At 63.8% G+C, this 14,522-nt stretch carries 16 protein-coding genes; all 16 read left to right on the top strand.

Going from position 1 to position 14,522, the window contains the following annotated elements:
• The first annotated feature begins 122 nt into the window (after positions 1 to 122).
• The 16 genes from J8I34_RS05920 (at position 123) to J8I34_RS05990 (ending at position 14,512) form a co-directional block, all read left to right on the top strand.
• Positions 123 to 812 (top strand): hypothetical protein, encoded by a 690-nt coding sequence (locus J8I34_RS05920; RefSeq protein WP_209805582.1) that lies wholly within the window; start codon positions 123 to 125, stop codon positions 810 to 812.
• A complete protein-coding gene (locus J8I34_RS05925) occupies positions 809 to 1,123 on the top strand; it encodes a hypothetical protein (RefSeq protein WP_209805583.1) in 315 nt (104 codons plus the stop codon). The genes J8I34_RS05920 and J8I34_RS05925 overlap by 4 nt, the downstream gene beginning before the upstream one ends.
• Positions 1,124 to 1,127: 4 nt before the next feature.
• Positions 1,128 to 1,538, top strand: coding sequence for a hypothetical protein (locus J8I34_RS05930; RefSeq protein ID WP_209805584.1), 411 nt, complete (start codon positions 1,128 to 1,130; stop codon positions 1,536 to 1,538).
• Between the two features lie 12 nt (positions 1,539 to 1,550).
• Positions 1,551 to 2,789, top strand: a complete 1,239-nt coding sequence (locus tag J8I34_RS05935; protein WP_209805585.1) for a phage tail tube protein — start codon at positions 1,551 to 1,553, stop codon at positions 2,787 to 2,789.
• Between the two features lie 68 nt (positions 2,790 to 2,857).
• Entirely contained in the window at positions 2,858 to 3,259 is a 402-nt protein-coding gene (locus J8I34_RS05940; protein ID WP_209805586.1) for a phage-derived protein YdaY family protein, read from the top strand.
• Positions 3,260 to 3,315: 56 nt separating this feature from the next.
• A complete protein-coding gene (locus tag J8I34_RS35730; RefSeq protein ID WP_500784422.1) occupies positions 3,316 to 3,636 on the top strand; it encodes a phage tail assembly chaperone in 321 nt (106 codons plus the stop codon).
• Positions 3,534 to 4,331, top strand: a complete 798-nt coding sequence (locus J8I34_RS05945) for a hypothetical protein (protein ID WP_209805587.1) — start codon at positions 3,534 to 3,536, stop codon at positions 4,329 to 4,331. The genes J8I34_RS35730 and J8I34_RS05945 overlap by 103 nt, the downstream gene beginning before the upstream one ends.
• On the top strand, positions 4,331 to 6,541 hold the full coding sequence (locus J8I34_RS05950) for a phage tail tape measure family protein (protein ID WP_209805588.1): 2,211 nt from the start codon (positions 4,331 to 4,333) through the stop codon (positions 6,539 to 6,541). The genes J8I34_RS05945 and J8I34_RS05950 overlap by 1 nt, the downstream gene beginning before the upstream one ends.
• Positions 6,542 to 6,543: 2 nt before the next feature.
• The gene (locus tag J8I34_RS05955; RefSeq protein ID WP_209805589.1) at positions 6,544 to 6,906 is read left to right on the top strand and encodes a hypothetical protein; all 363 of its coding nucleotides are present in this window, start codon (positions 6,544 to 6,546) and stop codon (positions 6,904 to 6,906) included.
• Entirely contained in the window at positions 6,903 to 7,376 is a 474-nt protein-coding gene (locus tag J8I34_RS05960; protein ID WP_209805590.1) for a DUF1833 family protein, read from the top strand. The genes J8I34_RS05955 and J8I34_RS05960 overlap by 4 nt, the downstream gene beginning before the upstream one ends.
• Positions 7,376 to 7,768, top strand: coding sequence for an NlpC/P60 family protein (locus J8I34_RS05965; RefSeq protein ID WP_209805591.1), 393 nt, complete (start codon positions 7,376 to 7,378; stop codon positions 7,766 to 7,768). The genes J8I34_RS05960 and J8I34_RS05965 overlap by 1 nt, the downstream gene beginning before the upstream one ends.
• On the top strand, positions 7,756 to 11,976 hold the full coding sequence (locus tag J8I34_RS05970) for a host specificity factor TipJ family phage tail protein (protein WP_209805592.1): 4,221 nt from the start codon (positions 7,756 to 7,758) through the stop codon (positions 11,974 to 11,976). The genes J8I34_RS05965 and J8I34_RS05970 overlap by 13 nt, the downstream gene beginning before the upstream one ends.
• A 2-nt stretch (positions 11,977 to 11,978) precedes the next feature.
• Complete coding sequence (locus J8I34_RS05975) at positions 11,979 to 13,004, top strand: phage tail protein (RefSeq protein WP_209805593.1); 1,026 nt, start codon at positions 11,979 to 11,981, stop codon at positions 13,002 to 13,004.
• A 2-nt stretch (positions 13,005 to 13,006) separates the two neighbouring features.
• A complete protein-coding gene (locus J8I34_RS05980) occupies positions 13,007 to 13,702 on the top strand; it encodes a hypothetical protein (protein ID WP_209805594.1) in 696 nt (231 codons plus the stop codon).
• A 1-nt stretch (position 13,703) separates the two neighbouring features.
• Positions 13,704 to 14,342, top strand: a complete 639-nt coding sequence (locus J8I34_RS05985; RefSeq protein ID WP_209805595.1) for a glycoside hydrolase family 19 protein — start codon at positions 13,704 to 13,706, stop codon at positions 14,340 to 14,342.
• Positions 14,343 to 14,344: 2 nt separating this feature from the next.
• Positions 14,345 to 14,512 (top strand): hypothetical protein, encoded by a 168-nt coding sequence (locus J8I34_RS05990; RefSeq protein ID WP_209805596.1) that lies wholly within the window; start codon positions 14,345 to 14,347, stop codon positions 14,510 to 14,512.
• Positions 14,513 to 14,522 lie beyond the last annotated feature (10 nt).

A 14,522-nucleotide genomic window follows, 5' to 3' on the forward strand; every position in this document is an offset into this window, starting at 1 on the left:
CCTGCGCCGGCCGAGGAATCGGAACCGCCCCCTGCGAAGCGCGGACCTGGCCGACCGCGCCGCGTGCGCATGGAGGAGGAGCCGCCAAACAAGATGCGCAAGAACAACCGGAGGAACAAGTAATGGCTACCACTCCTCCTGGACTGATTGTCGATCCGGCGCTGGTATTCGCGCTGCTCGGCATCACCAACCCGAGCCAGGCGCAGCTCGATTGGATGACGTCCAAGGAACTCGCGCTGATCGCGATCGCCGAGCGGTACTGCATGCGTTCGTTGCTGCCTGGCCGGTGGAGGGAATCGCGCGCCGATGGCCGCTGGCCGATCGTAGTGCAGAACCCTCCGATTCGCGCACTGGTGTCGCTCACGGACGTCGACGCGGCCGATCTGCCTGGTGTGCCGGTGTCGGAGTTCGACGGCGTGATCCGGCCGACCGAGCCGATCCTGGGCGAATGGTGGTTCGCCAACGTCGAGGTCGTCTATGACGGCGGCTTCGATCCGATGCCCGCCGACCTGGTCGATGCCTTTACCGACGCCTTGATCGGCCAGTGGAATGAGCAGCCGGCCAGCCAGGCCGAGGGCGCGGGTGGCGCCATGAACCTGTCGGCCGCAAAGAAGATCTCGGTGGTGGACGTAGGCGCGGTGGATTTCGGGGGTGCGTCCCTGGACGGCACATCGTTCGGTGGTGGTTCCGGTGCGATGCCGGAGCAGCTGCGGGCCTTCGGCCGTGGCGCCGCTGCAATCGATAGCTACCGCCTGCGCGATCGTCTGTTCGGCGGCGCGGTGGTGGCCGAGCGCCTGGAGGTGTCGCCATGAGCATGCTCGGTTCGTTGCCAGCGCAGCTCCTGCAGGCATTTGGCGCGCAGATGACCTGGCGGCGCGGGGCGCAGACAGTGGTCACGCGCGGCAAGTTCATCGGCCTCTCCTCCTCCGACCTGGTCAATGGCGCACAGCAGGGCGACGTCAAGATCGTCCTGCAGGCTGCGCCGTTCACGGCGGCTGGCGTCGACGGTCTGTTGCACCTGGACACGATTGAGGTCGGTGGCCGCGTCTATACGGTGCAGTGGTCGCGACCGTCATTCGACGGCGACACGGTGGTGTTCCACAAGCCGATCGTCAGGGGGTAGCGCCATGTCGTCAGAAACCGTGCGCGCGATCTTTCGCGAGATCGTGCCGGCCGCTGCTGCGCCGACGCCTTACATCGAGACGGTCGATACGCAGGTCGATCTCGGCAAGTGTCCGGATGCCTGGGTGACGCTGGAGTTCGTGCAATCGCAGCGCCAGCGCGTCTCGATCGGCTCGCCTGGGTGCTTTCGTGAAACGGGCCAGGTCGACGTGCATTGCATCACGCGCTCGGGCACCGGGGACGCCGCTGCAACGGCGCTGGCCGACCAGATCACGCAGGCGCTCCTGCAAACCCGCATTGCCCATTTCCGTTTCGTCACCATCGACTCTCCGACGCTCTCGCCTAGCGATAGCGGAAACTGGGCCGACCTGGTGGTGCCGTGTGAATACGCGTTCGATTCGATCGCTTCTACCTGATGAGGTGCTGCCATGCCGCTCTCCGCTGATCTGGTCCGCCTGGCCTTTGTTCCCGAGGACGCCTATGGCGTGACGCCTGCAAACCCTGAATTCCAGGTGATGCGCGTTACTGGCGAGTCTGTGAATTTCGCGCCGACCACCACCAACTCCAACGAGATGAACCCGAATCGGGGCGTGACCGACCTGATCCTGACCGGCGGCTCGGTGAGCGGCGATATCCCTTTCGAGCTGGCCTACGAGCACTGGCTTAACCTGTTCCTGGCGATGGCTATGTGCAACACCTGGGAGGCTGATTCGATCCAGGTCGGCAAGACGCTGCTGTCGGCCACGCTGGAGAAATATCTCCCGGTCGATCCTGGCACCACCGAGCTTTACCACCGCGTGCCTGGCACCATCGTCGACGGCTTCTCGCTCAACATCGCACCGAACGCCGTCATTACGGGGACATTCTCCGTGCTCGGCAAATCGATGGATCCCGACGAGGCGCCGCTCGTTGGTGCGACCTGCATCGATCCCGCCTACAACCCGGTGATGGCCGCGCCAACGGTGACCGATATCACGCTCGCTGGCGTAGTCGCGACCACCGAATGCTTTTCCAACATGGTCGTCAACCTGGCGAATAACAACCGGGCCGTCGAGTGCATCGGGTTCCTGGGCGCTAAGGAGATGGTGCTCGGCCGCGCCGAGGTGTCGCTGAACTTCTCGCTGTACTTCAGTGACAACGATCTCTTGCAGATGCTCCTCGACCAGGAAGCGATCGCGATCTCGTTCAAGCTGGTTGACACCGCAGAGCCGGCGAACTGGTACGAGTTCGAGTTCCCGCGCGTGAAGCTTTCGCAGGCGAACGCGGATGCCACCGGCACCGGCGCGGATGTTGTCTACGAGGCCGTGGGCCAGGCGCTGCTGGATCCGGTGACTGGCACGCAGATGATCATCACGCGCTCGCCGGAGCCGTTCGTGCCGGCTGTTACCACGATCGATGGGGCCGTCGTCACGAACAACGCGGCGGCCGATGGCGTCGCCATCAATACCGTCCGGTTCACCGCGCGCGACCAGAACGGCGATCCGATGCAGGGCGTGCCGCTGACGTTCTCCGTGGACAAGGGAACGGCGCTGCCGGCTCCGGTGAGTGCCAATACCGCAGCCGATGGCACGGCAACGGTCAACGTCACCGATACCGCCGCCGAGGTCGTCAATGTGACCGCCACCTACAACCTGGTGCAAAAGTCGCAGGCCGTGTCTTTCGTCTGATCAAACAACGATTTGTGCTCGCGCGCCGCGCCGCAAGGCCTGGCGCGCTTTTCTTTTGGGAGACTCGTATGGAACTGCGCAAGATCACTGGCAACCGCCAGAAGGAAGCCGACGGTGTCGAGGTAAATATCGCAGACGATTTCTTCGTCACGGTGCGTCGCGCCGGTCCTACCAATCGTCCCTATCTGGAGGCCGTGCGCCGCGAGGCAGCGCGCAGCCAAGAGGCGCAGCGGTTCAACGGCAAGCGGCCGGTGGAACAGGGTCAGGAGGCCGCCTACCGCGTCTACGCGGAGACCATCGTGGTCGCCTGGCGTGGCTGCGAACTGGACGGACAGACCATTGCCTTCACACCGGAGAACTTCGTCATGGTGATGAAGGAAGTTCCGGAGCTGTTCCCGGTCATCGAGGCCGAGGCGCAGGACGTGCGCAACTTCCAGGACGCCGAGACGGAGCAAGCGGGAAACGCCTGACGGCCGCGCTGATCTGGCTGGCGAAGTATGGGCCGCACCTGGAGCAGCTCCAGGCGCTGCAGGCGCGCGGCCGGCGCATCGATGCGCTGGACAACCAGCCGGAGCTGCAACCGGCCGATCTTTCACTGCTGGCCTGCTATCGCGATTGCGCCACCGATCGCAACGCGCGCGGCCGCATTCCGTTTTCCTCAGTCGCCACCTGGTGCGCCGCCTTTAGCGCGCCGCTGGACCTTTATTGGGACGTCATCGTGCGCCTCGATCGGGAGCTGGAGACATGGCAACGCTTGAACTCAAAAACGCCGGCACGGTCACCAACCTCGAAAAATGGGCCGTCGTCGCGCTCCCGGAAGATCTCCGCACCATCCTCCGCCAGGTAGCGGTACAGGAGCACCAGGAGCTGGAGTCGATCAAGCGAGCGCCTACCGTGGTGTTCGTGGACTCGCGCGAGTCGACGTTCCTGGACGCGGCCTCCGGTGCCATGCGCAACTGGAAGTTCAACCTCTACGACGCTGCGGACGTCGAGCGCGCGGTGGTGGCCGCGTACTCCGCGCTGCAGGCTGCCGTGCGCGCGCGCTCCGGTACCGCTCGCGCCAGCATCGAGGTATGGGGCCGGTATCTGGAAGGCGGCCGGCATGACGTTCGGATCTCGCCGGCCAGCATCGGTGAGTTTCTCCGCGCGCACCCTGGGCCAGGTACCTACGTCCGCCTGCTCGGTCCGATAACTCCCTATCGGCGCGCGGTTTTTTATTCGCCGGTCGGCGCCGATTGGGTGGACCTGCGGACAGTCGATCGCACTAATCAGCTGGTGAAGGAAGAGGCAAAGATGCGCAAGGCCATGCGAAAGCGCGGCGTGAAACCGCCCAGGCGCAGCCATACCCGTGCGCTGGTCAAGCAACGCCAAACCATCCACGCGACGGTTAAGAAGGCGCTCTCGCCGTTTAAGCGCAACGTCTATATGTCGTTCCGCTGGATCACGATCCCTGGGGCCATCCCTGGTCAGAAAGGCTACAGCGGTGCGGGCGCTAACGCCGTGCCGGCCGTTGCCATCGGTTTCAAAGGTAGGGGGCTGTAATGGCAGACGTGCGTCGCGTTATCAGCATCGAGGCCAAGATCGCGCAGAGTGCCATCTCGCAAATCAAGGAGATGGAGAAGTCCCTGGGCGGCCTGGAGAAGAGCGCCAGCTCCGCGCTCACCGCCATGAAGGGGTTTGTCGGCGGCCTGGCCGGGGCGATCACCGTGGGCACAGTGATCACCGCGTTTAAGTCCCTGGTCGATACCCTGGACAACCTGAACGATACGAGCGAGCGCCTGGGCGTGTCGACCGACAACCTGCAGGCCTGGGGGTTTGCTGCGCAGATGAGCGGTACCGACGCCGAGACGCTTAACAAGGCGATCGGCAAGCTCTCCGTCGCGATGGATAGCTTTGACGAAAAGTCGGCCAAGTCCACCAGGGCGCTGCAGGCCTTCGGAGTGACCGCCGAGGACGTCTCGCAAGGCACCGACGCGGTGTTTACGAAGCTCGCCGAGGGCTTTTCGAAGATGCCGGACGGCGCGCAGAAAACCGCCAAGGCGATCGAGCTGTTCGGGAAGGAAGGCGCGAAGCTGATCCCGCTTCTGAACTCCGGGGCCGATGGCCTGGAGGAGTTTAAGAAGCAGGCCGAGGCGATGGGTCTGGTTATCGACGGCCACACCATCAAGGCGGCGGCGGCTCTGAACGACCAGATCGACCTGATGGGCAAGCGCGTGCAGAGCGCGGGTTTGCACATCGTTCAGGGGCTGCTCCCGGCGCTCAATCAGCTGTTCGATTCCCTGGGCGACGCGAACTCGCAAGCAGAGGCGTTCCGCGAAACCGGCAAGCAGATCGGCGAGATCATCCTTTGGATAGCCGGCACCACCATCAAGGGGGTCGCAACGCTGAAGGCGTTCGGCCGCACGCTGACCATGATCGGCGACGCCGCGTCCGCGATCGTGCATGGCAACTTCGGAGATCTGAGCGGGATCTTCAGCACCTACGTCGCCGACGTGGACAAGCTCGGCCAAGCGGCGAACCTATCCCTTATCACCCTGGCAAACCCGGCGCGCGATGTGTCGGACATCATCGGTAAAGGCCTGGCCGACGCGAGCAAAAAAGGCGGCGGCGCCGTCGACGATTTCGGCGGCAAGGCCAGCGGCGCAGCGCAAAAGGTTTCTGATTTCGATCGGCGCTTGAAGTCCTTGAACGAGGAACTGTTTAAAGCAAGCCAGCCGGAGACCGCGGAGACGGCTGTCGGCAAGCTGACCTACGACATCGAGCAGGGAATCATCAAGGTCACGAAGGCCGAGGCCGACCAGCTCATGATGACGGCCGAGCTGATCGATGCGATCAACCGCGATGTCGAAGCCGAGAAGGCGCGCAAGCAGGCGCTGGAGGACTCGACCAAGGCCTACCAGGACCAGATCACCGCCCAGGCGCAATTCCTGGAACAGGCGAAGAGTGGGACGCAAGCCGGCCAGCTCGAGGCCGCGATCGACAACTGGTACCGCCTGGAGCAGATCATCGCGCAGACCGGCGATACGTCCCTGGCGGCGGCGCAGGCCTTGGCCGGCGCCAAACAAAAGGTTGACGAGCTGATCAACGGAAAGACCACTGACGGCTTCGAGCAGCTGCTCTCCGCGATCGATGGCTATGGCAAACAGGTAGCCGGCACGCTGATTAATGCGGTGGATAGCACGAAGTCCTTTGGCGATGCGTTCGGGGACATGGTGACCGGCGTGCTTAGGGATCTCGCGCAGATGACGCTGCAGATCCTTATCGTTCAGCCGCTGATCGATAGCATGAAGGCCTCGCTCAAGTCGATGCAGGCCGGTGGTGGTGGCGGCTTCGGTGGTTTCCTTTCCGCGCTGTTTTCGGTTGATGGCAACGCCTTTGTCGGGGGTGTCCATGCGTTCGCCGCTGGCGGGATCCTGGGGCCGCATGGTGGCCTCACGCCTGGGCCGATCCTGTTCCCGTTCGCAAAGGGCATCGGCCTGGCCGGCGAGGCCGGTACCGAGGCCATCATGCCGCTCGCGCGCGGGCCAGATGGAAAGCTCGGCGTGACAAACAACGGCGATAAAGGTCCGTCCGTGCAGGTCAATGTCATCAATAACTCGGACTCCCAGGCCTCCGTGACCGAGCGGCAATCGGCGAACGGCGATCGCGTCATCGATGTGCTCATCGACAAGCGCGTCCGCTCAGGGCTTTCCTCGGGCGCATATGACAACGCGCTGCAGCAGTCGTTTGGCCTCACGCGCAAAGGGAGGTAGCCATGTCCGTACCTGTCACGCTTTCGTGGCCGGCGACCTTGCCATCCTGCGTGCAAAACTGGCAGGAAGAGAACGAGCCGGTGGTCATTCGCACGGAGATGGATGGCGGGCCGCCCAAGGTCCGGCGCCGCTACTCCGCGCCGATCCGCAGCATCACCGCGACCATGTTCCTGAGCAACGAGCAATACGAGATCCTGCGCGATTTCTTCGACCAGGCGCTCGCTGGTGGCGTGAACTACTTTGAGTTCATCCATCCGTGGAGCGGCGAGGATCTGGTGCTCAGGTTCGGGGCGCCGCCCAAGTTCGACACGCTCGGGCCGCTGAATGTCAGCGTGGAGTTGGCCTGGCAAAGGATCCCGACATGAGGTCGCTCTCTACCGCAACGCTTGCGGAGCTGTTCGCGAGCGAGACGCCGCAGGCCTGGCTGTGGCTGCTCTCGATCTATACGCCGGAGGTCGAGGGCGGCGTCATCCGGCTCGTTAACAACATGCAGAACGTCGTTTCGCGCGGCATGACGTTCACTGCGTATCCGTTCCGCGTGCTGCTCCCCTCCGATAGCGAGGAAAATCAGCCGGGTTTGCAGGTGCAGATCGACAACGTCGAGTTGATGCTGGTTTCGATCCTGCGCCAGATGCTGGTGCCTCCAACCTGCGTCCTGGAGTTGATCGCGATGACGCGCGCGGACTCGCCCGAGTTCGCCGTGCAGGACTTGGTGCTGCGCACGGTCGAGTGGGACGCAAAGGTGGTCACGTTCAACCTTACCCATGAGGACGTGATGCACGCGAAGTTTCCCGCCCACACCTATAACCCCGAGGAATTCCCTGGGATCTTCTGATGGACTTCGCCTGGTACATGCGCCTGCCGTTCGCCGACAAAGGGCGCGATCTAAACGGCGTGGATTGTTGGGGCTTGGTGCGCCTGGTGCTGCTGCGCGAGTACGGGCTACGGGTGCCGAGCTACGCCGACGCCTATCTCGATGCCGAGGACGAAAGTGCCCAGGCCGCGATCGGTCTGTTCTCCCGCGATTGGCTACGGGTGCCGGCCGAGCGTACGCGCAACGGGGACGTCATCGTCTTTCATGTTTTCGGAGCGCCCACCCACTGCGGCGTGATCGTGTCGCCTGGCACGTTCATGCATATTTTTAACAGGCGCGGCGTCGCCTGCGAGGAGTACGTTCGCGAACCGTGGCGCAGCCGCATCGAGGGGTTCTACAGATGGCCGATCTAATCGTTCGCCCCCATGTGCTGTCATCCCGCGACCAGGTCGAAGCGCAGATCCCGGAGGGTTTGACCATCGCCGAGCTGGTCGATCGCTTCGCTTCCGAGCAGGCAGACCTGTCGACCGTCTGGATTGGCGACGCGATCGTCCCACGCGAGCACTGGCGCTACGTGCGTCCGAAGGATGGCACGCGCGTGATGATCGCCGTGGTCCCGCGCGGTGGTGGCAAGAAGGGAAAGGGAATCCTGGGCATGATTGCGATGGTGGCCGTGGCCGTCGTCGCCTGGTACGCCGCGCCGGTCATTTCGGTGGGCATGGGCTTTTCGGCCGGTGGCATCGCGGCCAGCGCGATCGCAATGGGCATCACCGCCATCGGCTCGCTTGCCATCTCCGCGATCTTTAAGCCGCCGATGCCGAGCAGCGCCGTGACCGGCGTCGCCGACAACCCGGCGTATTCGATGTCGGGCCAGTCAAACCAGGCGACGCCATACGGCAGCGTACAGCGTGTCTATGGGCGCCATCGCATCTACCCGCGCGTCGCGGCGCAGCCGCTGGTGTTCGTGCGTGGTGGTGTCTCCTGGCTGCGCGCAGTCTACGACCTGGGCTATGGTCCGCTCGATACCGAGGACTGGCGCATTGGGGATACGCCGATCGGCGCTTACCAGGGCGCGCGTCTGAACATCTATCCGAGTTTTAGGGCCGGGGATGCGCTCGCCGCGTACACCAACGATGCGTTCTATGCATCCGTGGGTGCCTCGCTGAATCGATATGAGGAACGCACGTATTTCACCGCCGAAGATACCGATGCGGTGGTGATCAACCTGCAGTTTCCGGCCGGCATCTATGCCATCGGCGGGAATGGCTCTCTGTGGCCGGATCGCGTGCCGTTCCGCGTCCGCATGCAGAACGAGGCCGGTGGCGGTTGGATTGACCTGACCGGCGATCGCCTGGTGAATGCCTCGATCATGCGCGGGTGGGGAACTTTCGACGTCGGTACTGCCTCCGTGATGTTCGGCACCAACAAGAGCGAACAGAAGCCGCTGCAGGCCTCATTCGAGTTCGTATTGCCGTCGCGGGGCCGGTGGGCGATCGCGATCTACCACGGCACGGTCTACGATCCCGCGCCGGACGATAAGCGGATCCAGGAGTGCTTTTGGGAGGGCTTGCAATCCATCACCTACCGGGCGCCGGTCGCACCCAAGGTACCGCACACGATCGCGGAGCTGGAGATCCAGGCGACCGACCAGATCAACGGCCAAATCCAGAACATGAACTGCATCGCGACCTCGCGTCTCACCGATTGGTGGGGCGGTGTTGGTCCCTATCGTTCGCCGGCCGTCATCTATTGGGACATCCTGACCGGCACGGCCAACTCGCGCGCTGTTTCTGCCGGTCGCGTCGATATCGATGGATTGCAGCGGTGGCACGACTACTGCATGCGCACCGCGCAAGATGGGCAGTCCTACTCGCTGTGCGATACCGTGATCGATGGCACTTCGACCGTGTGGGATCTGCTCTCGAATGTCGCGGCCTGCGGCCGTGCCACGCCAACCATGCGCGACGGCAAGTTCTCCGTCCTGATCGACGAAGAGCGGACTGTGCCGGTGCAGATGTTCACGTCTCGCAATACCACATCGTTCTCCGTTTCGAAGAGCTACGCCGACCTGCCGCACGCGCTGCGCGTGAAGTTCATTGATCCGGACTCGAATTGGCAGCAGCGCGACATGGTCGTCTATGACGACGGATACGACGCCAGCAACGCGACGCGCTTCGAGGATGTGTCGAGCTTTGGCGTGACGCGCGCCGGCCAGGCCTGGCGAGATGGGCGGTACTTCCTCGCGCAGGCGAAGCTGCGCCGCGAGAATCTGACCATTGGCGTCGATATCGAGAACCTGGTTTGCACGCGCGGCGACCTGGTCAGTTTCGCGCACGACGTGCTGCGCTCGGGGGGCGTTCCCGCGCGCGTGCTCGAGGTCATCGCCGCGAACCATATCCGCGTCGACGAGGCGCTCCTGGTCGAAGCCGGTGCTACGGGCTATGGCGTGCGGGTGCGCAACGAAAATTACCCAGGCGGCTCGCAGGTGGTGCCGGCGACGCCGGTCTTTACCGATGGCGACGAAGTCTTCCTGGGCGGCTCTCCTCCGGCGATCAATCCTGGCGACCTGGTGGTGTTCGGGATCGTCGATTCGGTGACCGCCTACTACCTGGTCAAGGCGATTACGCCGGGGGACGACCTGACCGCGTCGATCGAGCTGGTCGAGCAGGCCCCGGGTGTCTACCACGCCGACACCGGGCCGATTCCCGCCTACAAGCCGAGCGCGGACGGACGGCCGCCTGGGGACGTCCTGCTCTCGCCGGTGCAAGGCCTGGTGTACGCCGTTGACTATGCGTTCGCCGATCGCACGCCGATCGTGACCGTCACGCTGTCCTGGCAGCGGCCGGCGCAGACGTCGGTCCTGTGGTACTCCGTCGATCGCTTCGCCGAGGACGGTTCCTGGGTGAATGTCGGCACGCCGACCGCGACCGAGCTGGCGGTGATCCTACGCATGTCGCAGCTCGAGATTCCGAAGGATGGAGGCCTGCTGCTGAAGTACCGCGTCATCGCCATCACCACCTCGGGCCGGCAAACCCAAGCGGCCGAGATCAGTTTCACGCTCGCGCGCAATAGCACGCCGCCCTATGACGTTACCGGGTTTGTCTATGCCATCGAGGACTACTCGATTCGCCTGGAATGGAATCCGGTTTCGAACCTGGATCTCGACGGTTACCTGGTCGAGTATCTCAGCGAGGGAGAGGCACCACAGGCTGCTGCTGTTCTGGCGATTCAGGAGGGCGGCTTGCCGGTGTTCCTGAACGCCACGGCCTATCGGTGGGAGATGCGCGAAGCCGGCGTCTGGAAGGTCGGCATTCGCGCGCACAACGTCCTGGACTTCTACAGCGCGGTGCGCGCGGAGATCGATGTCATTGTGCTTGCGCCCAATGCGCCGGCCAACCTGGCCGCAGTGGTCGCTGGTCCCGATATCGTTCTCACCTGGGATGAATCGAAGGGATCGTTTGCGACCGATCGCTACGACATCTATCGCGACGGCGCGTTTGTTGGCAGCGCCTATACGACGGTGTTCTCCGAGAAGCTCATCGCCTTGGGCCAGATCACCTACAGCGTGGTAGCCGTCGACGTTGCGACGAACCGCTCGCAGGCGTCAGCGGTTTCGCTGCAGGTGCGCCCACCTGATTCCGTGTCATTACAGGCGCAGGTGCTGGGGAACAACGTTCTGCTGCGCTGGCTGAACGCGGCGACCACGCTGCCAATCGAGTACTACGAGATCCGCCTGGGCGCGACCTGGGAGTCGTCGATCGCCAAGGCCAACGTCGGCAACGGTCGCGCGATCACGTTCTTTGAAGAAGCGGCCGGCATCTACACCTATTGGGTGCGCGCACGCGACACGGCCGGCAATGTGGGCGAGCCGCGCAGCGTGACGGTTCAGATGACGCAGCCGCCTGACTACGTCCTGCGCTATGACTGGAATTCGCTGTTCGTAGATATCGAGACGACCAATGTCTACCAGGAGGGCACGAAGCTGTGGGCGCCGATCCTGCGTCCGCAGACCTGGCAGGAACACTTCGTTGCGAACGGATGGAACTCGCCGCAGGACCAGGTTGATGCAGGCCATCCGCTGTACTTCCAGCCGAGCGCGACCGGCGCGACCTTCGACCAGGTGTTCGACTATGGCGCGGTGCAGCCACCGACCACGGTCACGGCAACGCTTACTTATCAAACGGTGGTCCCTTCGGTCGAGGCCGTGCCGATGCTCTCCTATCGCGCAGACGAGGTCGATCCCTGGACTGATCTGCCAGGTGTGGGCCAGGCTTATATCACCGGCTTCCGCTACATCAAAGTCCACTACGACTTCGCGCCGGCAGACAGCAATAGCCTGCTGCTGATCACCGGCTTGAACATCAAGCTCGCCGTGCAGCGGAAAACGGATGAAGGTCGCGCGGACTGCTTCGCCGCAGATGTGAACGGCACCGAGATCTTCTTCAATACCGATTTCGTAGACGTCATGAGCATCGTGGTCACGCCGAACGGATCCGCGCCGGTGCTTTACGCCGTGGAATTTGAAGACTTGCCGTATCCCACATCGTTTTTCGTCTACCTGTTCGACCTTGATGGAAATCGGGGCGATGGCAATGTCTCCTGGACAGCGCGAGGAATCTAATCATGGCAGCCGATTTTGGAAAGCCGATCCTGACGGATGACTATGCGAGCGTGCTCGCAATGATTCGCGACAACGATGCCGCGCTCGCGACCTGGCTCGACGATGCAACGCCGGACGGCACGCCGCTCGGCGCGAAGCGATGGAGCACGGCAAACGCGCGCTTCGAGAAGTTCGACGGCTCCGCATGGCAGGAACTGGCCGCGCTGTTTGAGATCAACGTGCGCAAGCTGCAGGGGTACGAACCTGGCAACGGTGATGGGCAGATTCCGATCAGCAACGGCACGGTCTGCGTGAACCTGAATGCCGCGATGCTTGAGGGCCATCCGGCCGACTATTTCGCAACGGTGCAGGCGCTTAACGATCTAAAGACCTATGTCGACAACCTGGTCAAGGGTTCGCAGTCCGTTGGGCAGATCGCCTACTTTCCCGCGAAGAACTACAACCCGGCAAAGTTTCTACCGCTCAACGGCGCGATGCTCAGTCGCACTTCCTATCCGGAGCTGTTCCAGTACGCGCAGCTCTCGAACCTTGTCACCACTGAGGCAACGTGGGCTGATACTGCCTGGCAGGGCTGGTTCACCTGGGGATCGGACGGCACGAACTTCCGCATTCCCGATCTTCGTGGCCTGTTCCTGCGCGCGTGGACGTTCGGAGCGCAGCGCTACGATCCGGACAACTGGTCGCGTGATTCGGGCTGGACGCAAGGCTCGAACAACATCTGGCACCAGCATGGCGGGCGAACGGATGACCAAGGCTGGCACGGGCACCACGGCTGGACAGGTGCAAACGGCCAGCACTCGCACGGTGTCGGCGGCGACCAGCCGATGCAGCCAGTCGGTGCCTGGTCCTATCGCGATTCGGGCGGCTCCTGGTCGCGCGGGAGTACGGCTGACGGCAACCACCAGCACGAATTCAATACCGATGGGGCCGGCACGCACTTCCACTGGTACACGACCGATGGCGCTGGCGCCAATGAATCCAAACCCTACAACGTTGCCTATCCCCTCTACATTCGCTACGCGGCCTGATCATGAAAACCGTCTATCAACTCACCGAGTCCGGCTTCTTTGGTGGCATGACGCAGGCCATCGAGAGTCCGCGCGAACCTGGCGTCTACCTGCTCCCGGCTGGCAGCATCGAGGTCGCTCCACCGCCAGAGACGCCGGCCGAGGGGTTTGCCTGGTTTTGGACCGGCGAGGCCTGGGAGCAACGGGAATTGCCGAAGTCGCCGGCTGAACTCGCGAAGCTGAACGAGCCGATACCGCAGCTGCGGCCTATCCAGCAGGTGCGGGAGGAAGCGATCGCACGGATGAACGAGAGCGCGGCGCATCGCCGCCAGCAGGGCTTCATCTCGCATGCGCTCGGCGAGAATCACTACTACCTGGCCGCGCCAGCGGACTTCGACGTGCTGATGATGGCCGCTGCGGCTTCGTCGTTTGCGCCGGAGGGATGGATCGCGACGCTACGCGTGGTCGACGATGACGGCAAACCCCTGTTCATGCCGCATACCGCTGCCCAGGTGCAGACCGCATTCCTGGCGTTCCAGGGCAACCTGGAGCGCATCGCCGTCGCCTATTCGCTGGCGCTGGACGCGATCGCCGCCGCGCAGACGATGGAGGAGTTGGACGCCATGATCGGCCTGCCGTCGCCGCCGATTACAACGCCTGGTCAAGCCGACACGCCTCCGGCCTCGGATCCTCCGGTCGACCAGTCTCCGGAGGCCTGACATGCCGATCTCTGCTGAAGTCCTGGCCGCCGCGCTGCGCGTGCCGACGCCGCGCGCTGGCCGCTTCGTCGGGGCGCTGATCCAGGCTACCAACGAGTACGGCATCGATACGCCAGTGCGCCAGGCCGGGTTTGTCGCGCAGGTCGGCCATGAATCGCAGCGCCTGGGCACGCTCGAGGAGCCGCTGGACTTGCCGGCCGAGCGCCTGCCGTCGCTCTACCCGCATGCGTTCCGGAACCAGCGCGAGGCGCTCCCCTACGCGCGGAATCCGGAGGCGCTTGCCAACCGCATCTATGCCGGCCAGCGCGGCAACGGCGACGAATCGAGCGGTGATGGCTGGCGGTACCGGCCGCGCGGCCTGGTGCGCGTATGGGGCCGACAGGAGTACTTGCGCTATGGCGACGCGCTCGGCATGGACCTGGTCGCGCGGCCGGATCTGCTCGCCACGCCGGTCGTCGCATCCGATGCCGCGGCTTGGCTTTGGAAGCAGCGCCAATGCAATCGCTTTTGCGACGTCGATGATCTCAATGGCATGACGCGCGCCTTTGTCGACCACCTGACTGGCATGGCCGAGCGTTACGCGGCGTGGATCCTGTGCTGTCATGCGCTCGACGTGCCGGCACGCGACGCGGGGTACTGACCATGCGATACCTGCTCCTGGTGCTGCTCCTCGCTGGCTGCGCGACCGATGGCGGCCTGGCCGCGCGCATGCGGCTGACCGCGTTGCTACCATCATGCGTGCTCATCTGCGTGGTGAGCGTGACTGCGTCCGAGAAGCTCTCCGCGCCGGCCTCGGCCGGCGATCGCTGACCTGTTTCTG

Source organism: Cupriavidus phytohabitans (assembly GCF_017815025.1).
Classification (GTDB): Bacteria; Pseudomonadota; Gammaproteobacteria; order Burkholderiales; family Burkholderiaceae; genus Cupriavidus.

What these genes read in the sequence shown, in the direction of transcription:
- J8I34_RS05920 (WP_209805582.1), top strand. Translation starts at nt 123, where the DNA reads ATGGCTACCACTCCTCCTGGACTGATTGTCGATCCGGCGCTGGTATTC.
- J8I34_RS05925 (WP_209805583.1), top strand. Translation starts at nt 809, where the DNA reads ATGAGCATGCTCGGTTCGTTGCCAGCGCAGCTCCTGCAGGCATTTGGC.
- J8I34_RS05930 (WP_209805584.1), top strand. Translation starts at nt 1,128, where the DNA reads ATGTCGTCAGAAACCGTGCGCGCGATCTTTCGCGAGATCGTGCCGGCC.
- J8I34_RS05935 (WP_209805585.1), top strand. Translation starts at nt 1,551, where the DNA reads ATGCCGCTCTCCGCTGATCTGGTCCGCCTGGCCTTTGTTCCCGAGGAC.
- J8I34_RS05940 (WP_209805586.1), top strand. Translation starts at nt 2,858, where the DNA reads ATGGAACTGCGCAAGATCACTGGCAACCGCCAGAAGGAAGCCGACGGT.
- J8I34_RS05945 (WP_209805587.1), top strand. Translation starts at nt 3,534, where the DNA reads ATGGCAACGCTTGAACTCAAAAACGCCGGCACGGTCACCAACCTCGAA.
- J8I34_RS05950 (WP_209805588.1), top strand. Translation starts at nt 4,331, where the DNA reads ATGGCAGACGTGCGTCGCGTTATCAGCATCGAGGCCAAGATCGCGCAG.
- J8I34_RS05955 (WP_209805589.1), top strand. Translation starts at nt 6,544, where the DNA reads ATGTCCGTACCTGTCACGCTTTCGTGGCCGGCGACCTTGCCATCCTGC.
- J8I34_RS05960 (WP_209805590.1), top strand. Translation starts at nt 6,903, where the DNA reads ATGAGGTCGCTCTCTACCGCAACGCTTGCGGAGCTGTTCGCGAGCGAG.
- J8I34_RS05965 (WP_209805591.1), top strand. Translation starts at nt 7,376, where the DNA reads ATGGACTTCGCCTGGTACATGCGCCTGCCGTTCGCCGACAAAGGGCGC.
- J8I34_RS05970 (WP_209805592.1), top strand. Translation starts at nt 7,756, where the DNA reads ATGGCCGATCTAATCGTTCGCCCCCATGTGCTGTCATCCCGCGACCAG.
- J8I34_RS05975 (WP_209805593.1), top strand. Translation starts at nt 11,979, where the DNA reads ATGGCAGCCGATTTTGGAAAGCCGATCCTGACGGATGACTATGCGAGC.
- J8I34_RS05980 (WP_209805594.1), top strand. Translation starts at nt 13,007, where the DNA reads ATGAAAACCGTCTATCAACTCACCGAGTCCGGCTTCTTTGGTGGCATG.
- J8I34_RS05985 (WP_209805595.1), top strand. Translation starts at nt 13,704, where the DNA reads ATGCCGATCTCTGCTGAAGTCCTGGCCGCCGCGCTGCGCGTGCCGACG.
- J8I34_RS05990 (WP_209805596.1), top strand. Translation starts at nt 14,345, where the DNA reads ATGCGATACCTGCTCCTGGTGCTGCTCCTCGCTGGCTGCGCGACCGAT.